The organism is Geomonas ferrireducens (assembly GCF_004917065.1).
Classification (GTDB): Bacteria; Desulfobacterota; Desulfuromonadia; order Geobacterales; family Geobacteraceae; genus Geomonas; species Geomonas ferrireducens.
Window position 1 is genome coordinate 670,178 of record NZ_SSYA01000003.1, and the last position, 20,704, is coordinate 690,881.

17 protein-coding genes are annotated in these 20,704 nt (G+C 60.3%); 15 read left to right on the forward strand and 2 right to left on the reverse strand.

The genetic code is table 11. The features are described from left to right. Complete coding sequence (locus tag E8L22_RS18785) at positions 1–4,473, reverse strand: DEAD/DEAH box helicase (RefSeq protein ID WP_136526913.1); 4,473 nt, start codon at positions 4,471–4,473, stop codon at positions 1–3. Between the two features lie 364 nt (positions 4,474–4,837). Between E8L22_RS18785 and E8L22_RS18790 the strand changes: the two genes are divergently transcribed. Then, entirely contained in the window at positions 4,838–5,053 is a 216-nt protein-coding gene (locus tag E8L22_RS18790; RefSeq protein ID WP_136526643.1) for an outer membrane protein assembly factor BamD, read from the forward strand. Between the two features lie 89 nt (positions 5,054–5,142). Here the strand turns inward: E8L22_RS18790 and E8L22_RS18795 are convergent, their stop codons facing one another. Continuing rightward, positions 5,143–5,550 (reverse strand): c-type cytochrome, encoded by a 408-nt coding sequence (locus E8L22_RS18795; protein ID WP_136526644.1) that lies wholly within the window; start codon positions 5,548–5,550, stop codon positions 5,143–5,145. 158 nt (positions 5,551–5,708) lie between these two features. Here E8L22_RS18795 and E8L22_RS21430 point away from each other — a divergent pair, with 158 nt between their 5' ends. The 14 genes from E8L22_RS21430 to E8L22_RS18860 all read left to right on the forward strand — a co-directional run bounded on the left by E8L22_RS21430 (position 5,709) and on the right by E8L22_RS18860 (position 20,659). Beyond that, on the forward strand, positions 5,709–6,035 hold the full coding sequence (locus tag E8L22_RS21430) for a hypothetical protein (protein ID WP_162604872.1): 327 nt from the start codon (positions 5,709–5,711) through the stop codon (positions 6,033–6,035). After that, a complete protein-coding gene (locus E8L22_RS18800; protein ID WP_162604873.1) occupies positions 6,032–6,994 on the forward strand; it encodes a DUF4123 domain-containing protein in 963 nt (320 codons plus the stop codon). The genes E8L22_RS21430 and E8L22_RS18800 overlap by 4 nt, the downstream gene beginning before the upstream one ends. Further along, complete coding sequence (locus E8L22_RS18805) at positions 6,991–8,220, forward strand: alpha/beta hydrolase family protein (RefSeq protein ID WP_162604874.1); 1,230 nt, start codon at positions 6,991–6,993, stop codon at positions 8,218–8,220. The genes E8L22_RS18800 and E8L22_RS18805 overlap by 4 nt, the downstream gene beginning before the upstream one ends. A gap of 62 nt (positions 8,221–8,282) precedes the next feature. Beyond that, a complete protein-coding gene (locus E8L22_RS18810; RefSeq protein ID WP_136526647.1) occupies positions 8,283–8,963 on the forward strand; it encodes an ankyrin repeat domain-containing protein in 681 nt (226 codons plus the stop codon). Between the two features lie 350 nt (positions 8,964–9,313). After that, a complete protein-coding gene (locus E8L22_RS18815) occupies positions 9,314–9,745 on the forward strand; it encodes a Fur family transcriptional regulator (RefSeq protein ID WP_135871821.1) in 432 nt (143 codons plus the stop codon). A 158-nt stretch (positions 9,746–9,903) separates the two neighbouring features. Beyond that, positions 9,904–11,895 (forward strand): ferrous iron transport protein B, encoded by a 1,992-nt coding sequence (gene feoB / locus E8L22_RS18820; protein ID WP_136526648.1) that lies wholly within the window; start codon positions 9,904–9,906, stop codon positions 11,893–11,895. Positions 11,896–12,403: 508 nt separating this feature from the next. Continuing rightward, a complete protein-coding gene (locus E8L22_RS18825) occupies positions 12,404–13,048 on the forward strand; it encodes a metal-dependent transcriptional regulator (RefSeq protein WP_136526649.1) in 645 nt (214 codons plus the stop codon). Between the two features lie 527 nt (positions 13,049–13,575). Next, positions 13,576–15,372 (forward strand): methyl-accepting chemotaxis protein, encoded by a 1,797-nt coding sequence (locus E8L22_RS18830; protein WP_136526650.1) that lies wholly within the window; start codon positions 13,576–13,578, stop codon positions 15,370–15,372. Positions 15,373–15,387: 15 nt separating this feature from the next. Beyond that, positions 15,388–15,750, forward strand: coding sequence for an STAS domain-containing protein (locus tag E8L22_RS18835; RefSeq protein ID WP_136526651.1), 363 nt, complete (start codon positions 15,388–15,390; stop codon positions 15,748–15,750). Next, on the forward strand, positions 15,750–16,115 hold the full coding sequence (locus E8L22_RS18840) for a response regulator (RefSeq protein ID WP_135871811.1): 366 nt from the start codon (positions 15,750–15,752) through the stop codon (positions 16,113–16,115). Before E8L22_RS18835 ends, E8L22_RS18840 begins: the two co-directional genes overlap by 1 nt. After that, positions 16,112–18,196, forward strand: coding sequence for a chemotaxis protein CheA (locus E8L22_RS18845; protein ID WP_136526652.1), 2,085 nt, complete (start codon positions 16,112–16,114; stop codon positions 18,194–18,196). The genes E8L22_RS18840 and E8L22_RS18845 overlap by 4 nt, the downstream gene beginning before the upstream one ends. Positions 18,197–18,224: 28 nt before the next feature. Beyond that, positions 18,225–19,103, forward strand: coding sequence for a CheR family methyltransferase (locus E8L22_RS18850; RefSeq protein WP_136526653.1), 879 nt, complete (start codon positions 18,225–18,227; stop codon positions 19,101–19,103). Further along, a complete protein-coding gene (locus E8L22_RS18855; protein ID WP_136526654.1) occupies positions 19,100–19,591 on the forward strand; it encodes a chemotaxis protein CheD in 492 nt (163 codons plus the stop codon). Before E8L22_RS18850 ends, E8L22_RS18855 begins: the two co-directional genes overlap by 4 nt. After that, positions 19,592–20,659, forward strand: a complete 1,068-nt coding sequence (locus E8L22_RS18860; RefSeq protein ID WP_136526655.1) for a protein-glutamate methylesterase/protein-glutamine glutaminase — start codon at positions 19,592–19,594, stop codon at positions 20,657–20,659. It abuts the gene before it with no gap. Positions 20,660–20,704: the final 45 nt, after the last annotated feature.

Sequence of the window (20,704 nt, forward strand, 5' to 3'; positions counted from 1 at the left end):
CTACATGTATTGTCGCCAGTACTCAAGGCCTGCGTAGGCCTCTTGGAAGCCGAAGCGCTTTAGCCCCTCCGCGTAGGGGGAAGATTGCGCCGGGTCCCCGTTGATCCGCTCCACGGTCACCCGCTTGAGCGGGTTGAAGTCCCGACTTACCAGGATGGTGAAGAAGGACAAGTAGCGCTCCAGAAGCGGATTATCCGGTTCCGCTTCAAACTCCAGTTCTTTCCCGTAACGCCTGGAAACCAGGACAAGACGCGACCCGTGGTAGACCAGATGCGTGGAGGGAACGCGGGACGGGAGCGCCTCGTGCAGCCCCGCGATGCCGCTGCCGCACAGCGAGGTCGGGTCTGTTGCGTTCAGCCAGTAGATCGCCTCCCCCGGAAGTCCCCTCTGCAGCAGCCGGTAGGCCTGCGGCGAAATGAACTGCAGCCCCTGGATCCCCTCGAAGAACTGCCCGGAGAGTACCTCGCCCGACATCTCCATGATGCGCAGCGTCCTGAAGAGTCTTCCCCACTGCAAAAGCGGCATTTCACGCGCCAGCAACTCCCTGAAGAGAATCCCGTAGCGCTCTAGCAGCACGCGGACGCGGTCCTTGTTGCGCTCCTCCTGTTCGAGGACGTCCGCCGCATCGATCGGGCTCGGCAGGAGGTACCAGTTACCGGGTCCTTCCTGCACCCGGCTCCAGCGTGTCCCGGCCGGGCGCCGCAGGTGGCGCGCATGTCCAGGCTCCGTGTGGGAGAGCTCGAAACGGTTCAAGATGCCCCGGCGCACCGCGGCGAAGGTGTCGTTGCTCAATTCACCCCGCCAGGCGCCTTGCCAGAGCTCGCCGTTCACCTCACTAGCCGGTTTTCCCGAGATGGAGCAGATCGATGAGAGACTGTAACGCCCCATGGGGTCGGGGATGAGCCGGGCAGGGACGGAGCGCCCCGGCTCGTTCCCGTATTCTTCCGCATCGTGAAAGAGGTCGAGGTCTTCGGGAAAAGCGAAGGAGAGTCTGCGCTCGCCGCAGCCGAACCAGAGGAGGTCGCTCGTCTGCATGAGACTGTCGAGCCAGCCCCCGAAATAAGGCGCAAGTCGTGCGGGCAGGACCTCCTCCTCCCACATGGGCGCGGCAAGCGGAGTACCAAGTAACTGCTCCAGCCGGGTCCTCAGATCGTCCGCCTTATCTCCCGGAGCAGTTAATCCCTGGAAGTGGGCAAGGAACAGGGGAAGCTGGGTGACCTCAAGGGCTTCGAAGACCGGCTTTCGTGAGCGGCGCAGCATGCGCAGCAGCGCCTCTAGGTTCACGGCATCGCAAACCTCGGGCTCGACGCTCTCCTCTGTGAACCGATCAAGGATGACCGCTTCCGTCTCCTCCATGGTCGCGAGCGCATCGCGCAACTGTTGCTCCCGCAATCCGAGCCTTCCCTGCAAACGTGCCACCGGCACCGGTCCGTAGTAGCTCAACCACCGGCCGATCACCCTTGTCGCCCACGGTTCCTCTTCCTCCGCTTCCTCCACGCTGAAACTCTTCCTTTCCCAGAGTTTCCGCAACGCTTTAAAGAGCCGGGCCCGAAGCGTCGCATCATCGACGAGCGACTCGAAGGCCACCTCCTGTTTCGAAAGGGAAAGCCCCTGAACGATTTCGGGAACCATCTCCAGCGCGACGAAGAGCGGCGCTGCCGCGCGCGGCGGCCTCAGCAGGACGACCCGCTCCGCCAACTGCGGGAGCAATTCCTCGTTGGAGCCGCCATCGCGTCGCACCGCCTCCAGAAGGAGAGGCCACTCTTCTTCCGGGATCAAAAGCCGCTCCTTCACCCAGTCGATCAGCTCTCGCGCCGATTCCGGGGCGTACCCTTGGGCGGTGCGCTGCCGTTTTTCCTCGAAGAGCCGGACCAGCTCCTGGGGCAGGCGCGGGCGCAGGTGCGGCGAGAGCGCCATCTCCTTGAGCAACTCTCCCCCCAGCGACGATCTGCGCCCGCCTCCCAAAGTGTCGTCCTCGTAGACGTACTTGTTGGTCTGCTGCCAGATGAGCCCGCGGGCAAACGGAGAGGCCTGGGCGGTGCGGACCCGCGTGACGGCGATGGTGCCGTCCTGGATCTCCTCGAGGAGCCGCTTCAGGTTGACCAGGTCGAAGTCGTCCTTCAGGGCGGAACGCCAGGTCTCAAGCAGCACCGGGAAGTCGTGGTACTTGAGCACCGAGGCGAGAAGTCGCTTCGAGCGGAGCCGGTTCAGCCAAAGCGGCATCCTTCTCTTGAAGCTGCTGCGCGACAAGAGAAGGGCCCGCCCGGCGTTCTCGCGGAAGCGCGCCCCGAAGTAACCGCTCGCCTCCAGCGATTCCCTGAGGAGCGTCTCGACGTTCTCCGGCGTTACCAGTTCCAGGATCCCTTCCGCCTGTTCCAGTTCGTCCGGGAGCAAAAGTGCTATGCCGTCGTTGTTGTAGAAGGCCTGCAGCGGATAACCGTAGCGCCTCTCAAATGCTGCGGTGAGGGCGAAGGTGAAGGGGCGGTTCACGGCGTTGCCCCAGAGCGTGTGCAGGATGATCTGCTGTGTCTCGGCACCTCCCACACGGTCCCGGAACTGCTCGATCAGCATGTGATGGCGGTGGGGAAGGGGGGCGCGTGTTGCTTCCCTTTGCTGCTTGAGGTAACCCTCAAGCGCCTCGGCGGCGCCGGCATCCATGAAATGACGCTCCATCAGTCGCACGGCGAGTGCCGGTTTCCCGAGCTGCTCCTCGCTTTGCTCCAGGAAACCGGCGATCCTCTCCGAGAGGAAAAAGTCGCGGTCCAGTTCCTCGGCGCGCCAAAACGGTATGATCTGCTGTGACTTCCGGGCCGGGACGACCAGCACGGTGCTGTGCGTGATCTCGGTAATCTGCCAGACCTGGGCTCCCAGTGCGAAGGTGTCGCCGAGCCTTCTCTCCCAGACGAACTCCTCGTCCAGTTCACCGATCTTCGCGCCGCTTTCCTTCAGGCGCAACTCGAAATAGCCGCGCTCGGGGATAGTTCCCCCTTCCAGGTAGACCAGCATGGAGAGCTCCGGTCGCGCCGCGATGGTCTCCTCGATACGGTCCACGGTGACCCGAGGGCGCAGCTCCGGAACGCGGGTGTCCGCGTACTTTCCCTCTAGCATGCCGATGACGATATCGAACTGCTGTCTGGTCAGGTTGCGATAGGGGTAGCAACTCTTCAGGAAGTCGAAGAGCTCTTCCAGGTGCCATTTCTCCGGCAGGGTCGTGGCCAGGACGATCTGTGCGAGGAGATCGAGCGGCGCCTCGACCGGATGCAGTTCCTCGATCTCGCCGTCGGCTATGGCGCGCGCGATGACCGCGGCACAGACGAAATCCATCCCGAAGGTGGGAAAGAGCGTTCCGCTGCTCACCTCTCCCACGCCGTGTCCGGAGCGCCCGATGCGCTGGATGGCGGAGGAGATGGAACGTGGCGTCTGGATCAGGACGACGCTGTCGAGCCGCCCTATGTCGATGCCAAGTTCAAGGGAATTGGTGGCGACGATCGCCTTAAGCTCGCCTCTTTTCAGTCGTTCCTCCACGGCGAGCCTGATCTCCCGCGATAGGGAGCCGTGGTGCGAGTAGGCGAGTTCCTCGCCGGATAATTCGTTGATGAGCCGGGTGACCTTTTCCGTGGTCCGGCGGCTGTTTGCGAAGAAAAGCGTCGAGCGGTGCCGTGCGATGATGTCGATGAAGCGCTCCACTAGCGCGGGCCAGAACTCTTCCTCGGCCGGGCTGTGCGCCGCGTTCGGCGCGCTGATCCCGATGCTGAAGCGTTTTTCCTGCTCGCCGCGCACCAGAGCCACCGGGCGGGGCTGGTAGCGCTCTCCCACCTGACGGAAACCGCCCACGAAGTCGGCCACCGTCTCCAGGGGGCGTACCGTCGCGGAAAGGGCGATGCGCTGGAACTCGCCGCTCAAAAGGGTCAGCCGCTCGACGGCGGTGATGAGATGGGTGCCGCGCTTGTCTCCGGCGACGGCGTGGATCTCGTCGAGGATGACGGTGGCAACACCGGTGAGCGCGGCGCGGCTCCCCTTCGAGGTGAGGAGGATGTTGAGGCTTTCCGGTGTGGTGATGAGGATCTCCGGGGGGTGCCGCAGCATGCGGCGGCGCTCGGAGCCCGGGGTGTCGCCGCTTCTCGTCTGGACGCCGATGGTGGGAAAGGGCTCCCCCTCGCTTTCGAATACCCGGCGCAACTGGTCGAGCGGTGCCAGGAGGTTTCGCCGCACGTCATTGTTGAGCGCCTTCAGCGGCGACACGTATATGACCCTCGTTTCCCCGGCGGACCAGGCCCCGGTGATCAGCTGGTTCAGCGCCCAGAGAAACGCGGCAAGGGTCTTGCCGCTGCCGGTAGGCGCCGTCACAAGGACGTGGCGCTCCCGGCTGATCTCGTTCCAGGCCCGCAACTGGACGTCGGTCGGCTGACCGAGAGTCTCGGTAAACCATTTCTGCACCAGGGGATGAAAGTGTCTGAAGACGGTCGAGGACATAGCTATGACTTTAGGCGAAGGTGAAGCTCTCTTCAAGTAGTGCATCTCTTTTGTGAGGCTATTGTCTCAAGTGATAGGGGCTGTGAGCCGAATTTATTAAGAAAGGAAAGATAATAGTTCCTTGGAACTATCCAAGCGAACTGCAAATCCCCCCTGTCCCCCTTCGCAAAGGGGGGGACGCCTAGGCTCACGCAGCACTTCGTGGACAGCTGTATTCCATGTTCCGGGAATCTCCGATGGACCCTTGTAAAGTGGCATTCCGGAAAGATGTTTACTTTGTCTGCCTCCAATGGTAATGGATGCCTCAGTTTCCCAATTATTTCGCGTCTCGCGGCGTTCGCCGGTAGGGACGACGGAGGTTCGCATGAAGAGATTATTGCTCGTGGCGATGCTGGTAATGGCGGCAGCCGGGTGTTCCGGGGATAAAAGCAAGGAGCTTTACGACACCGCGCAGTTCGAGGAAAAACAGAGCAACCGCGAACATGCGAAACAGCTTTACCAGGAGATCGTGGACAAGTACCCGGACAGCCCGGTCGCAAAGCAGGCGAAGGAGCGGCTCGCGGCGATGGGAGGGAAGTAGCGCCAGATTCGTAGACTGAGGGACGCAAGGGAAGGGGCTTTTATCGGCTAGCGGCGGGGAGAAAACACCCCGCCGCTTTTTTTTGTGCATCAGGGGAAGGTGGCGAGGATGTATTGGCCGATCTTCTTGGCGTCGTCGTTGGAGATCATCCCCTCGTCGAACTTGGTCATGCCCGGACCGGGGTTGCGCATCACCTTAACGATATCCTCGGGCTTGGTGATCTTGCTGCGCTCCGCCATCGCCTTTGCTCCCAAAGGCTTCGCCGGGGTGATGGTGTTGCCGCCGTTGGGGTGGCAGACGACACAGTGCTGCTTGAAGAGCTGTTCGCCGGTGAGCCCGGTCGCTGAAGGAGCGGGTTCCTTGGCAGCCGGTGTAGTAGCCGAGCTTACCTTGCTTTGCGGTGGCGTGACCTGCTCTTCGCTCTTCTTTTTGCATCCTGTTACTGCGGTGGAAGCTAGTGCCAGAATTGCCAGGGTTACAACCAAACGCCTCTGCATGTGACACCTCCTGTTAGGGTTTTTTCATCAGGCGAGTATACCAGACAACATTTATCCTGCTGTGCCAAGAGCTTCTTTTTTACCGTAGGTTGCCAGTTTGACAACTTATTGGTGAATGTTAATCTATGGCGTCTGCCACGGTCAAAGGAGGTTCCACCATGAAGAGAATGGTCATGCTGGTCGTGCTAGCGTTTTCATGTCAGGTGTCCCTTTCTTGCGCCACCGGAAATGAGGTCGTCCACCGCGCCAACGGCAAGTTCATCCCGGACCAGAGGGATGTCGAAAGCAGTCCCACCGAGGAGAATGCCTGTGAATGCTGCCAGAAGTGCAAGGCGGCGCAGAAACAGCCGACAAAGCCTCCGACCGAGCGCGAGGAGGCAACCACTACCGGTTGCGAAGATTGCTGCCAGCGCTGTGGCAGGCCCGTGCAGCCCCTTCCCGAAGACGTTCCCCCCGAGATCATCAACAAACCAAGGCAAAAGTGATATCTGCGGCAGACGTCAAGACATTCAAACGACTGCTCCTCTGCATGGAGGGCGCGAGAGCGTTCGCCCTGCTGGACGGTGCAGCCCAGCCGGACCTCCTTGCGACTCTCACGCATTACCAACCCGAGCACTACTGCCTGTTACGGGGGCAACTCGCGCCTGACTTGGCGGCAGTCGCTCCGTATCTCGTGACGCTTGAACCAGAGGCGCCATTTACCGACTGGGTCATGTCCCTGTGGGGCCTTAGCAGCGGCGTCTTAGGCGTCTCGCGCCGCGACCTTCACTGGCTGAACAGGCATTTCAGAAGCCTCATCCTCATCGAGCACGCGGACCGGCAGGCTTATTTCCGCTATTACGACCCTGTCGTTCTGCGAAACTACCTTCCAACCTGTACCGAGGTGGAACTGAGGGCTTTCTTTGGCGACGTGGAATTCTTCATTGTGGAAGACGAGGAGCCTGGCGTCGCTTTGATTTACGGATTTGATGGAGAGGTGCTTCGTCAGCACATGGTGGCACTAGGGGGAGGCGCCCAGTTGGACATTCTTCATGGGCTGGCTGAGCGAAACAGATTGAGACCGCAAGGCAAAGCAGGGAAGCTGAACGTACGACCGGAACAGCTCCAACAACTGGGAATGAGCATCTACCTGGAGCGTATGCGACTTTATTTGAACGAGGTCTTTCCTGAAAGCAGAAAGGTTCCGAGAGCCAACCTCGAGCGAATGATCATGGAGCTTACTGAGCGCGCGGCAGGATACAAACTGGTGCTGGAAAACCATGTTGCCGCCTTCCTCGCCGCTGCCTGGATTCTTGGGATGAAGTTCGATGAGTCGTACCCCGCCGCGCGAGAAGTTTTGCTGGATTACGAGATGGACTGCGGTAGGAAAGCGGAATGGCTGTGGGATTTTATCGATGCGACGGCAGCATCTCTCGGGACCGGCGACGGCGGGAGGGAACTGTGAACGGGCAAGGCAACATCATCTCGGAATTTGCTCACCGTGCAGGAGATGCGGCTCGAAGCGGTGCTGAGTTCGTCGCGCACGCGGCAGAGACGGCAAAAGAAAGGGTGGAAAAGGTCTCCAGAAAGGCGAAAGCGTACGTGGCGAAGACAATCCATCCGCAGCCGGCCGGAGCGGTCATCGAACCATGTCCGAAGAACAGGAAGGCAGAGCGTGTCGCCGAACGGAAGGCGAAGCTTTTGTCAAGCAGGGAACGGCTGAAGTCCATGCCCGCCGGACCCCGGCGGGACGCCCTGGTGCACGCGACCGAGCGCTTCGAGCGCAACAACGTCGCCGTCGAGCGCGCCCGTCTTGCCGAGGACACCTACAAAGTAGGGCAGGGCGAACCGCCGGAGGGGTGGGAGAGAGTCAGTGGTGAGGAACTGAGACGAATGGGAATGAATCAAGAAGATTTTCCACAACTAGATCGAAGATTCTCTCCAGAAGGCTATAAAGATGGCTATTTCGCGGAGCTTTACAAATCCAAACCGGATGTTTTGGGTCACGAGCAGTACGTGCTGTCCTTTCGTGGCACGCAAGGGAAAAAAGATGGAGTTACCGATCTGGTCCAAGCCTTCGGAGGGGAAACGGACCATTATTCTCGTGCCATAGCAGCCGCTCGGAAGCTGAAGCGCTTCTTGGGTAATAAGCTTGAGGTTACTGGTCATTCAATGGGAGGTGGAATGGCAATTGCGGCCGGACTTGTTGCCGGCATAAAAGTTTATGCGATTGACTCTGCAGGGGTACATCCCCTTACGCTGGAACGTGTAGGTGAACGATACAATAGAGAGGTTGCCGCAAGATACGTCACGAACTACATTGCTGACGGTGAAATCCTGGATTGTATCCAAAATCCGGCAAACCAACGTGTCATTGTTGCAGGAGTTACCTTGGCGGCCCCAGCTATTGGTGGCACCATGGTGGTCGCAGGGCGTCGTGCAATGTCGGAATCCGGCACTGTCACTTATGGCCCACCGGGTGTGATACATAAGCTCCCTATTATTGCTAACGCTGAAGACGTGCTAAATGGCAAATCAGTTCAGGGGCTAACGCCTGGTCTTGCGGAGAAGCTCTCAAACGCCATTAACCCTGTACGAAAAGTAGCATTGCATGACCCAGTATATGTCATTGCAGGGCTTGAACAGCAAAAGGCTGATGACATGAGTACGATTAGTAGGGAAAGGCAATGAGAGCCCTGCCTGCTTTTGCAATGGTAATTTCTCTTCTAACCAGTTGTGTGGGAGATAAGTCAATGTCAGAAAGCGCGTATAATCAGGATTTTACCGTGTCAAAGGATGTGGAGTTGATCAAAGCTATTTCCTTCGGCGATTTAAAGGCAATAAGAACGTTGGCCGGAGAGGGCGGGAATTTGAACGCGGTGGGGAAGCATGAAAATACGCCTCTACGGGTCGCGGTAAAGCTGAAGCAAAAGCATGTGGTCAGGTTGCTGTTCCAGTTGGGAGTCGATCCTAACACCATAACGCCTGGAGGTGTTGTGGCGGCAGCGGATGACGCCGTTACAGAAAAAGATCCCGATTTTCTACGTCTTTTTCTGGAGTTCGGTTTAGACCCGAATCTGAAATGTCAGGGCATGCCGCTAATATTTTTCGCACTCTCACGCCAGAACTGGATTCAGTATGAGATGCTTCTTTCGAGTGGAGCAGACATCAACTCAAAACTGCCTGACGGCTCATCATTGCTACTGGACTTGGTTATGCACATGGAGTACGACCGGGCAAAAGAACTGCTGCTTAAAGGGGCGGAGTTTAGGGTTAGAAGTAGCCATGGATTCAATGTGTTGGACCAACTGGTGGATGATCAGCGCCGCCTGTGCATCGATCCCGACCTCCCGGACTGCCGCAAACGCGCCGAACTGCTGCGGCTTTTGCGGGAGCGGGGGGCTGCCGTTCCTCCCGGTCTGCCTTACATGTGACTATCGCGCACGTTTCCCTTTCCTATCGGACTTTCGCTACAAGGACGCCTGTCCCCTAGACTCCCGCTCGAGCGGCGGCGGCCGGCAAAAAGCAAATCCCCCCCGTCCCCCCTTCGCAAAGGGGGAAGCCCAAGGGCGCCTGCGGCGCTTCATGGACACACTTTTGCGCCATCCCCTGAATTCCCGGATGAACTTTCACAAGGGGAGAAGCCCTCTCGTTTCGTTCTTCGAGTGAGCCACAATCAGTTCCCTGGAACTTATTGTCCCCTACTTGATTCAATCCATCAAAAAATGATTGACAGTGACACGGCTCGTCGTTATCATGACATCCACTTTCAATTGGGGTCATCATGAAACGAGCCAAGAAAAAAGCTTTCGCCGAATTCATGTCCCAGCGCGGACTCAAGTCGACCAAGCAGCGCGACATCATCCTCGACAGTTTCCTCTCCAGCGACAGGCACCTGAGCATCGAGGAGCTGTATCTGAAGCTCAGGTCCAAGCACCCTAACATCGGTTACGCCACCGTCTACCGCACGCTGAAGCTCTTCGCCGAGGCTGGCATCGCCCGCGAGATGCAGTTCGGCGACGGCCAGACCCGTTACGAGCACGTGAGCGAGGGGGAGCATCACGACCACCTGGTCTGTACCCGTTGCGGTCACATCGAAGAGTTCGAAAACGAGGCGATCGAGAAGCTGCAGGACGAAGTGGCCGAGACTCACGGCTTCCTGATCGAGCGGCACCGTCTCGAACTGTACGGCCTCTGCGCCACCTGCAGGAAGTAACGCCCGGGGGGGAGCCTGGCACCACCGCCTGCTCCTCCCGGCCCGCCTGCGTCGCTAACCCATCGATCAAGAGCAGTAAAAAATTTTTCCCGCCATCATGAAAGTGATATCCATTGACATTTCATTGGCAAGCTAACGTTAAAAGGGGTAGTAGAATCATGTCGATTTTCGGTAAGAAGGGTTCCTGTCACGAAACACCCACCGTCACCAGCACCGGCGCCAAGAAGGTGGCGCTGGTCGGGAATCCCAATGTCGGCAAGAGCGTGCTTTTCAACGCCCTCACCGGCGCTTACGTCACCGTCTCCAACTACCCGGGCACCTCGGTGGAGGTATCCCGCGGCAACACCGTGATCGGCGGCGAGGAATTCGAGATCATCGACACCCCGGGGATGTACTCCATCCTCCCCATCACCGAGGAGGAGAGGGTGGCCCGGGAGATCCTCCTCACCGAGCGTCCGCACCTCGTGCTCCACGTCCTTGACGCGCGCAATCTGGAGCGCATGCTCCCCATGACGCTGCAGTTGATCGAGGCCGAGCTCCCCGTGATCCTCGTGGTGAACATCATGGACGAGGCGGCGCGCATGGGGCTTCAGATCGACATCCCGCTTCTGTCCGAGCGCCTCGGCATCCCGGTGATCGGCGCCGCGACCGCTAAGAAGGTCGGTGTCCCCGAGATCAAGGCCGCCATCGCAGGCTCCAGCGCGAGCGCCACCCCCCCCTTCAGCTTTTCGCGCCTCATGGAAGGGGACATCGCCGAGATCGCCGCGACCTTGAAGGGAGACTACATCCTCTCGAAGAAGGCGCTGTCGTTACTTCTTCTGCAGGGAGACGACGAGGTCGCCGATCTCGTGCGCGCCACCGAGGGGGAGGGCTTCACCCAGGTGGAAGGCGTGGTGCGTGAGAAGCGCTTCGAGCGGCGCGAGTCTTTTCATCTCGACCTCTCCATGGAGCGCAAGGGCATCGTCAAGCGGGTGCTCGACGGCGCCTTCAAGACGCCGGAAAAGAGGGTGGTCACCCTGGCCGAGCGCATCTCGCGCCTGACGGTGCGCCCCGCGACGGGGATACCGCTCCTGTTCATCGTGCTCTACTTCGGCCTTTACCAGTTCGTCGGCGTTTTCGGCGCCGGCACCCTCGTCGACGTTCTGGAGGGAAAAGGGTTCGAGGAATTCTTCAATCCCTGGATTACCGGGGTCGTCAAGGGCAACGTGCCGTGGCCTGTGATCCAGGAGCTCTTCGTCGGCGAATACGGCATCATCACCCTGGGCTTTCGCTATGCCGTCGGCATCATCCTGCCTATCGTCGCCACCTTCTTCCTCTTCTTCTCCGTCCTCGAGGACAGCGGTTACTTCCCGCGCCTGGCCCTTTTGGTGGACCGGGTCTTCAAGACCATGGGGCTTACCGGCCGTGCCGTCATACCGATGGTGCTCGGTTTCGGCTGCGACACCATGGCTACCATGGTAACCCGCACCCTCGAAACGGTACGCGAGCGCGTGATCGCCACCGTACTTCTCGCGCTCGCCATCCCGTGCTCGGCGCAGTTAGGCGTAATCATGTCGCTGCTCTCCCAGACGCCGGGCGCGCTTTTAGTCTGGAGCCTCTGCCTCTTCGGCATCTTCCTGCTTGTCGGCCTTCTTGCCGCCAAGGTGCTTCCCGGCGAGACCCCGATGTTCTACATGGAGATCCCGCCGATGCGCCTGCCGCAGTTCTCGAACGTGCTCACCAAGACCTACACGAGGATGCAGTGGTACTTCATGGAGATCCTGCCGCTTTTCATCCTCGCCTCGGTGCTTTTGTGGCTCGGCAAGATCACCCATTTCTTCGAGAAGATGATCGAGGCGATGACCCCGGTCATGGCGTCCCTGGGTCTTCCCAAGGAATCGGCCGTTGCCTTCATCTTCGGCTTCTTCCGCCGTGACTACGGTGCGGCCGGTCTTTACGACCTGCAGAGCAAGGGGTTGATGAACCCGCGCCAGCTTACCGTCGCCGCCGTGACCCTTACCCTCTTCATACCGTGCGTCGCGCAGTTTCTGATCATGAAGAAGGAGCGCGGGTGGAACGTGGCGTTGAGCATCGGTCTCTTCGTCTCCACCTTCGCCTTCGGCTGCGGCTGGCTTTTGAACCGCTTCCTGCTGCTGACGAACATCCTGTAAAACCGGATACGAAAACCTATGTCACGCAAAGACGCAAAGGCGCAAAGAAAGACAACCAAAGGCATAAACTCAGTAATCTTTCAACGCAAAGACGCGGAGCCGCAAAGACGCTAAGAAAAACAGACTTGGGTTAAAGCAAAATCTTTTAGGCTTAAGGTTTTATCCCGTTCATCCCCTTCATCCCTGTTAGATGTTTTTTGTTTCGGAGTTGGCTTTTAACGTAGAACATAGAACGTAGAACTTAGAACGTGTTCAGAGGTTATATGCGGTGCGGATTTTGCGGACATGAGTTCGAGGAAAGTGAAGGAAACGTCGGATGCAAGAATTGCCCGATGTCATCCGGTTGCAAGATGGTAAAATGTCCCCGCTGCAATTATGAGAATCCGCCGGAGCCGGCTCTCGTTAAGGGGCTTAAGAAAATGTTCGGAAAGAAAAAATAGATCCAGCAGGCGCCGCAAGGCCCGTGGGCCGATGATGACCCTCGAGCGAGGGAGTAAAAGGAGAGGTTATGAAACTCAGTGATAAAGCGGAAGAGATACTGGAGGCGCTCTGGATCGAGTCGGAGGAGAAGGGGACCGGTTACGCCGAGCTGGACCGGATGGAGATAGAAGCGTCCGACCCGGCCTACCAGGAGCTTTCCTCCCGTGCCCTCGTCGAGATCCGCGGCGGGCGCATCTACTTCCGTCCGGAGGGACGCGAGGAGGGGCGCATGACCATCAGGCGGCATCGGCTCGCCGAGCGGCTCATGATGGACGTCCTCAACATCCGTGGTGAAAGCGGCGACATGAAGGCCTGCCAGTTCGAACACCTTCTGAACGAGGGTGTGGATAGCAAGGTCTGCACCATGCTGAATCACCCGGTGACCTGCCCGCACGGCAAGCCGATCCCCCCCGGTGAGTGCTGCGACGAGGCGCGCAAAAGCGGCGACCTGGGCGTCGTTCCGCTGACCGAACTCAAACCGGGCGACGAAGGCGACATCGCCTACATCCAGACCGAGGACAGCAAGAAGATGCAGAAACTCATGGCGATGGGGGTGCTTCCGGGTAACCGCATCTCGCTTTTGCAGGCCTTTCCCTCCTATATCTTCAGGGTCGGCTTCTCCGAGTTCGCCATAGACTCGGCCATGGCCCGCGAAATCTTCGTCAGGAGATAAGCTGTACCGTCCTGGCCGACACGGCCGCAAATCACCCCGCACACCGAAGGCGCCCTTAACCGGGCGCCTTTTATGTTTTTCCCCGCACGACCTTGCCTCCCGTCCCATTAGCACCGCGCACTTTTCCCACCCATGAGAAAAAGGCTTCAAGATCTTCAAAGACGTGACGATAAAGTAACAAGACCGGACACCTAAAACCGATTCGAACAGGGATGAAGGGGATACAGGGGATAAAGGCATAAACCCTTTCTCACGCAAAGGCGCCAAGATGCAAAAGAAAGACAACCAGAGGCACAAACCCTGTAATCTTTCAACGCAAAGACGCGGAGCCGCAAAGGCGCAAAGAAGGACAAGTCTTCTGGGTTAAACCAAAAAAACGCTTTGTCTTAAGGTTTATCCCATTCATCCCCTTCATCCCTGTTAGACGTTTTTGCATTCGATTGTGTTGAGACTTTCTTTGCGACTTTGCGGCTTGAGTGAGCGCAGCAAACGGGGCGTGAGAAGGTTAGACGCTTAAAAGGAACGATATGATATCTGCCGGCAAAGACATAAACGAGCAACAGGCCGAGTTGAAGAGGCTCGCCGAGGCGTGGTCCGCGGCCCTCGAGAAAGCCGCATCGGAACTGGCCGTCATTTCCGGGACGACGGAGGACGAATTCCTCGCCATCGGCGGCAGGTTGCAGGACTTCTACCAACGCGGCGTCGGTATATCGGAACTCGCCTCTTCGATGGTGGGAGAGGTGGCGGGTGAACAAGTCACCGCTGCCATGGGTGGCTTGGGCGACATGCTCGACCAGATGGGGCGCTACGTGGACCGGGCCCAGGGTGAGATAGAGGAGAGCGCGCAGACGCTGCGTGAGATCCTGAGCCTCCTCTCCCAGGTCGGCGAACCGCTCTCCGGCTTCAAGAAGGTGAACAAGGTGCTGCGCATGCTAGGCATCTCGACCAAGATCGAGAGCGCGCGGCTTGGGCAGAGCGCCGCCGGTTTTGACACCCTGGCAAGCGACGTCGGCGAACTCTCGGTCCAGGTAAATGACAAGGCCGCCTTCATCATCAAGAGAAAGGACGACCTCGCCAGGGCCATCGCGCAGACCCTCTCCGGCGTACTCGAAGCGGGCGCCAAGCAGCACGACAAGGTCCTCGAGGTGCTGGGACGCACCAGGACGGGGCTGCAGGCTCTGACCGAAATCAACTCCCGCTGTTCCAGCTCCGCCGCGACCATCTCCGCGGTATCCGACGAGGTTTCCCGCTCCATCGGCGAAGTCGTCATGTCGATGCAGGCACACGACATCGTGCGCCAGCAGATCGAGCATGTGGAGGAGTCCCTTGCCGAGCTGAAGCAGGGGCTCTCGAACGGCTCGGCAGGCGCGGATGCCGCCGCCGTCATCTGCGAGCTGCAGGTGGCGCAACTGAGACACGCCTCGGAGGAGTTGGACGCCGCGGTGCGCACCATCATCGAAAGTCTTCGGGAGGTGGCGCGCAAACAGTCCGGGCTTTCCACCCAGACCAGCGGTCTTGCCGGGATCGCGGACCAGGCCGGAGGCGGCTTCTTCACCGACATGGAGCGGGACATCTCGGTGGCGAGCGACGCCCTCATGGAAAGCTCCCGGGTGAACCAGGGGCTCTGTGCCGCCATGACGACCGTGGCGGAGACGGTGGGGGAGATCGCGACCTTTGTCGGCGACATCGAGAGGATCGGCGAAGAGATCAAGCTGATCGCCCTCAACGCCCAGATAAAATCGGCCTATACCGGCGACGAGGGGGCGGCGCTCGGCGTTCTTGCCGAGGCGATCCAGCGTCTGTCCATAGACGCCATCACCCACACCGGCGCAGTTTCCGACACGCTGCAGGGGATCATTTCGGTGACCGACCGGTTGAGCGCAGGGGTGAACGCCGAGACTTCCAACCTCGAGAACGAGGTGCAGGTGATGGTGGACAAGCTCTCGGCCCTGGTACACTCCCTCAGGCGGGTAAACGATACCCTGAAGCATTCGCTTGGCAGCATGGACGACGGGGTCTCGCACCTTTCGACCGAGATCGAGCAGGTGATCGCCGGGATCACGGTGCACCAGAAGGTGGCCAGGGTGCTGGAAGCCTCCATAAGGGAACTCGCCGCCATCGCCGCCGATGCGCGCATCATCGCGCCTGCCGGTTCGACTGGGAACCTGGATCAGTTGGCCGAGCGCTACACCATGCAGAGTGAACGCAGGATTCATGAATCGATGAGCGGCTCGACTTCCGAAAGACGGCCGCCGACCCAGTCGGCCACCGCGCCCGCTACGGCGGCGGATGACGACCTGGGCGGGAATGTGGAACTTTTCTAAAAAAGCGAGGAAGAAATGGAAGAGTTGACGTTGGAGTGCAGGCAAGACCCCGCGCATCCCGGAACCCGGGTCCTTAAGGTTGCAGGAGAGGTCTCCATAGGCGTAGCCGGAAACTTCAAGGGGGCGCTCATCGAGGCGCTCTCGAGTGGAAGCGAGGTGCAGGTGGACGTCTCCGCACTCACCGGAATAGATCTGACCGGCCTGCAGCTTCTTTGTGCGGCCCACCACAGCGCCGGGACGGCTGGCAAGGAACTCCACATCGTGGACGGCGGTAACCCGACCTTCCGCGACATGGCGACCTCGGCAGGATTCCGCAGGCATACGGGTTGCGCCTACGATCGAGCGTGCAGCTGTATCTGGGTAGGAGGAGATAACTAATGGCAAAAGTAATCATGACCGCGGACGATTCCGCGAGCGTCAGGCAGATGGTGACCTTCACCCTGAAGCAGGGGGGGTATGAGGTGGTCGAGGCGGTCGACGGCAAGGACGCGCTGCAAAAGCTCGCCAGCACCAAGGTCGACATGCTGATCACCGACCTCAACATGCCCAACCTGGACGGCATCGGGCTGATCAAGGGGGCCAGGGCCCTGGCAAGCTGCAAGTTCATCCCGATCGTCATGCTCACCACCGAGTCTCAGGATTCGAAGAAACAGGAAGGTAAGGCGGCGGGCGCTACCGGCTGGATCGTCAAGCCGTTCAAGCCCGAACAGCTCATGGCGGTAGTCAAAAAGGTGCTAGGATGATCGACCAACACCGGCAGGCATTCAAGGAGGAGGCGTACGAGCTCCTGGCTGAGCTGGAAAGCTCTCTTCTCGAGCTCGAGGAACGACCCGACGACCAGGACCTGATCGGCAGGGTGTTCCGCGCCATGCACACCATCAAGGGGTCCGGCTCGATGTTCGGCTTCGACGACATCGCGAGCTTCACCCACGAGGTGGAGACCATCTTCGACATGGTGCGTAACGGCAAGCTCCAGGTCACCGGACGTCTGGTGAACCTCACCCTTGCCGCCCGCGACCTGATCCGGGCCATGCTCGATGCCGCGGACAGCGGCGAGGCGACCGACCTGCAGGCAAGCGCCGAGATCATCGTCGGGCTGCGCGAGCTCGCGGGGTTCCAGGGGCAGGTTGCCGCTGCGGCACAGAAGGAGGAGGTGCACGAGGCGCAAAAGGACTCGGTCACCTACCGGATCCGCTTCGCCCCGGCGCGCGAGATCTTCGTCTCCGGCACCAACCCGCTCACCCTGATCGCGGAGTTGAGGGAATTGGGTGCCTGCACCGTGGTGGCGCAGACGGCTGGCTTCCCCTGCCTCGAGGAGATGAACCCGGAATCCTGCTACGTCTACTGGGACGTCATCCTCACCACGGACCAGGGGGAGAACGCCATCCGCGACGTCTTCATCTTCGTCGAGGACGACTGCGAGCTGAAGATCGAGCCGATCGCCGAGCACAACCGCTACGAGGAGCAGCAGGATTACAAGAGGCTAGGCGAGATCCTCGTTGAGCGCGGCGACATCACCAGCGACGATATGAGGGCCGTCCTCTCCCAGCAAAAGCGCTTCGGCGAGCTGGCCATATCGCAAGGAATCCTGCACGAAGGGAAGGTGCAGGCGGCCCTGGCGGAGCAACAGCATATAAAGGAAGTCCGCCAGGAGAAACAGGTTGCCGAGGCCTCCTCGAGCATCCGCGTCCCCGCGGAGCGGCTCGACCTGCTGGTCAACCTGGTGGGCGAGATGGTGACGGTGCAGGCGCGCCTGTCGCAGACGGCGGCCCAGCGCGCGGACAGCGAGCTGATGGCGATAGCCGAAGAGGTGGAGCGGCTGACCGCGGAACTGAGGGACAGCGCCCTCAACATCCGGATGCTCCCCATCGGCAGCACCTTCAGCAAGTTCAAACGCCTCGTGCGCGACCTCTCCGCCGAGCTCGGCAAGCAGATCGAGATGACCACCGAAGGTGCCGAGACCGAGCTCGACAAGACGGTCATCGAGAAGCTGAACGACCCGCTCGTGCACCTGATCAGAAACAGCATCGACCACGGCATCGAGCGTCCCGAGGCGCGTGTTGAGGCCGGCAAGCCCGAGCGCGGCACGGTGCACCTTTCCGCCGTCCACTCCGGCGACAGCGTTCTCATCACTATCGCCGACGACGGCGCCGGACTCGACAAGGAGGCCATTCGCACCAAGGGGATCGAGCGGGGGATCATCCCGGCCGGGGCCGAGCTTTCCGACAAGGAACTCTTCAACCTCATCTTCGCCCCCGGCTTCTCCACCGCCAAGACGATCTCCTCGGTCTCCGGGCGCGGCGTCGGTATGGACGTCGTGAAACGGGCCATCGAGGCGTTGCGCGGTTCCATCGACATCACCAGCGTGCGCGGCGAGGGGACCCGCATCACGGTGAAGATCCCCCTTACCCTGGCGATCATCGAGAGCCTCTTGGTAAAGATCGGCAAAGACTCCTTCATGATGCCCCTTGCCCTCGTCGACGAGTGCGTCGAACTCACCCGGGAGGACGTGGCCGCGGCCCACGGCAGGAATTTAGCCCACGTACGCGACCAACTCGTCCCCTATATCCCGCTTCGGGAGCATTTCGCGATACCCGGCGCCCCTCCGGAGATCGAGCAGATCGTCATCACTCAGGTGAACGGGGTGCGGGTCGGTTTCGTGGTGGATCACGTGATCGGTGAGCACCAGACCGTGATCAAATCGCTCGGGCGGGCCTACAAGGACACCGAGGGGATCTCGGGCGCCACCATCCTGGGCGACGGCACCGTGGCGCTCATCCTCGACATCCCACAGCTCGTGCAGGCGGCGGAGGCGGCGCAGTGATGAAGGCAGACAGGAGGTAGCGGTAAAAATGTACGCAGCGGAGGCCCTCAAGATGGAGGAACCAGGTCGAATCGAGCCGAGTGCGTCGCTTTCTGCGCGTGACTTCGGCAGGCTGAGCCGGTTTATCTACGACACCTGCGGCATCAAGATGCCCGACGTGAAGAAGACCATGCTGGAAGCGCGCCTGCAGAAGAGGCTTAGAAGTCTCGGCATGCACAGCTTCACCGATTACTGTGATTTCCTCTTCTCTCAAGAGGGGCTCGACAGGGAGCTGGTTCCCATGCTGGACATGGTGACCACGAACAAGACCGATTTTTTCCGCGAGCCCGACCATTTCCATTACCTGACCCATACCGTGCTTCCCGAATGGGTGAAGCGCCACCCCGGCGGGACCCTCGCCATCTGGAGCGCCGGCTGCTCGTCGGGCGAGGAGCCGTACACGCTCGCCATGGTGCTCTCCGAGTTCGCGGCAAGAAACCCCGGCTTCGATTTCAAGATACTCGCCACCGACATCTCGACCCGCGTGCTCGACAAGGCGAAGACCGCCATCTACACCGAGTCCCAGGTCGAGCCCGTGGCGATCGAACTCAAGAAGAAGTACCTTTTGCGCAGCAAGGACCGCGCAAGCGGCATGGTGCGCATCGTTCCGGAGCTGCGCGCCAAGGTGAATTTCCGCCGTCTGAACTTCATGGACGACGATTTCGGCATGCGCGAGCATCTCGACATCATCTTCTGCCGCAACGTGATCATCTATTTCGACCGGCAGACCCAGGAGAGGCTGCTGCAGCGCTTCCACCGCAACATGAAGCCCGGCAGCTACATCTTCATGGGGCATTCCGAGACGCTGAGCGGTCTCGACGTACCGCTGGTCAGCGTGTACCCGACGGTGTACCGGAAGCCGCGATGAGCACGGAGGGGGCAGGGGTCCTCTTCCTGAAACCGGGGCAGATAGTGGTAAGCTCACAACCGCTATTGGTGACCACCCTCTTGGGCTCCTGCGTTGCGGTTGCCATGTTCTGCCAAAGGCTGAAAACCGGGGGGATCTGCCACGCACAGCTCCCCACCTGCCGCGAAAAGGAAGCGGAGGGGAGGGCCCATCCCGGCAGGTACATGGACAGCGCCCTGAGCGAGATGCTGGCGCGGTTGCTGGAGAGGGGGGCGCTTGCCGGGGAACTCGAGGTGAAAGTCTTCGGCGGCTCCGACATGTTCCAGGGGGGCGGCCGTGGGCGAGCCGTCGGGAGGCAGAACGCGGAGATGGCGCTCGCGGTGCTCGCACGGGAGTCGATCAAGGTGGCGAACCAGGACCTTTACGGCGAGCGGGGGAGGAAGATCATCTTCCACACCCATACCGGCGCCGTGTTTCTCAAAAGGCTGAACCGATCGGGGGTATGCTAGATGCCCAAAAAGATAAAAGTGCTCATCGTTGACGACTCGGCCGTGGTGCGCCAGACGCTCGCCGACATCCTCTCCTCGGACCCGCAGATCGAGGTGATGTCGACGGCGGGCGACCCGTTCATCGCCGCGGACCGGATCAGGCAGGAGGTCCCCGACGTCATCACCCTGGACGTCGAGATGCCGCGCATGGACGGCATCACCTTCCTGCACAAGATCATGAGCCAGCACCCCATCCCGGTGGTGATGTGCTCGAGCCTCACCGATAAGGGGTCGGAAACCGCGCTGAAGGCGCTCGAGTACGGCGCCGTGGAGATCATCCAGAAACCGCGTCTGGGGACCAAGGCCTTTCTCGAGGAGTCGCGCGTTAGGATCTGCGACGTCGTGAAGGCCGCGAGCCAGGCGAGGCTCAGGCGTGTCCCGGTGACGACGCATCAGGTGGCCCCGAAACTCACCGCCGATGTCATCATGGAAAAGCCGAAAAGCCAGGCGATGATGCAGACCACCGAGAAGGTGGTGGTGGTTGGCGCGTCCACCGGTGGAACCGAGGCGCTGCGCGTCTTTCTTGAGTCGCTTCCCGCCGACTGCCCCGGCATCGTCATCGTGCAGCACATGCCCGAAGGGTTCACGCGTGCCTTTTCGCAGCGGCTGGACGGGCTGTGCCGGATCACGGTGAAGGAAGCCGAGAACAACGACACCGTGGTGCGCGGCCGGGCGCTCATTGCCCCGGGGAACCATCATCTGCTTTTGAAGCGCAGTGGTGCGCGCTATTTTGTCGAGATAAAGGACGGCCCGCTCGTATCGAGGCACCGTCCGTCGGTCGACGTGCTGTTTCGTTCCGCCGCGCGTTATGCCGGCAAGAACGCGGTGGGGATCATCATGACCGGCATGGGAGATGACGGGGCGCACGGCATGCTGGAGATGAAGCAGGCCGGTGCCCTGAACATCGCGCAGGACGAGGCGAGCTGCATCGTTTTCGGGATGCCCAACGAGGCGATCAAGCTGGGCGGCGTCGACTACATCCGTCCGCTGGACTCCATCAGCCGGGAGATGCTGAGGCTCTGTCAATAACGGACGTTCAACGTTCAGCGTTCACCGTTCGATGACATTTCATCC

What these genes read in the sequence shown, in the direction of transcription:
- E8L22_RS18855 (WP_136526654.1), top strand. Translation starts at nt 19,100, where the DNA reads ATGAGCACGGAGGGGGCAGGGGTCCTCTTCCTGAAACCGGGGCAGATA.
- E8L22_RS18835 (WP_136526651.1), top strand. Translation starts at nt 15,388, where the DNA reads ATGGAAGAGTTGACGTTGGAGTGCAGGCAAGACCCCGCGCATCCCGGA.
- feoB (WP_136526648.1), top strand. Translation starts at nt 9,904, where the DNA reads ATGTCGATTTTCGGTAAGAAGGGTTCCTGTCACGAAACACCCACCGTC.
- E8L22_RS21430 (WP_162604872.1), top strand. Translation starts at nt 5,709, where the DNA reads ATGAAGAGAATGGTCATGCTGGTCGTGCTAGCGTTTTCATGTCAGGTG.
- E8L22_RS18795 (WP_136526644.1), bottom strand. Translation starts at nt 5,550, where the DNA reads ATGCAGAGGCGTTTGGTTGTAACCCTGGCAATTCTGGCACTAGCTTCC.
- E8L22_RS18850 (WP_136526653.1), top strand. Translation starts at nt 18,225, where the DNA reads ATGTACGCAGCGGAGGCCCTCAAGATGGAGGAACCAGGTCGAATCGAG.
- E8L22_RS18845 (WP_136526652.1), top strand. Translation starts at nt 16,112, where the DNA reads ATGATCGACCAACACCGGCAGGCATTCAAGGAGGAGGCGTACGAGCTC.
- E8L22_RS18785 (WP_136526913.1), bottom strand. Translation starts at nt 4,473, where the DNA reads ATGTCCTCGACCGTCTTCAGACACTTTCATCCCCTGGTGCAGAAATGG.
- E8L22_RS18790 (WP_136526643.1), top strand. Translation starts at nt 4,838, where the DNA reads ATGAAGAGATTATTGCTCGTGGCGATGCTGGTAATGGCGGCAGCCGGG.
- E8L22_RS18815 (WP_135871821.1), top strand. Translation starts at nt 9,314, where the DNA reads ATGAAACGAGCCAAGAAAAAAGCTTTCGCCGAATTCATGTCCCAGCGC.
- E8L22_RS18825 (WP_136526649.1), top strand. Translation starts at nt 12,404, where the DNA reads ATGAAACTCAGTGATAAAGCGGAAGAGATACTGGAGGCGCTCTGGATC.
- E8L22_RS18840 (WP_135871811.1), top strand. Translation starts at nt 15,750, where the DNA reads ATGGCAAAAGTAATCATGACCGCGGACGATTCCGCGAGCGTCAGGCAG.
- E8L22_RS18830 (WP_136526650.1), top strand. Translation starts at nt 13,576, where the DNA reads ATGATATCTGCCGGCAAAGACATAAACGAGCAACAGGCCGAGTTGAAG.
- E8L22_RS18860 (WP_136526655.1), top strand. Translation starts at nt 19,592, where the DNA reads ATGCCCAAAAAGATAAAAGTGCTCATCGTTGACGACTCGGCCGTGGTG.
- E8L22_RS18810 (WP_136526647.1), top strand. Translation starts at nt 8,283, where the DNA reads ATGTCAGAAAGCGCGTATAATCAGGATTTTACCGTGTCAAAGGATGTG.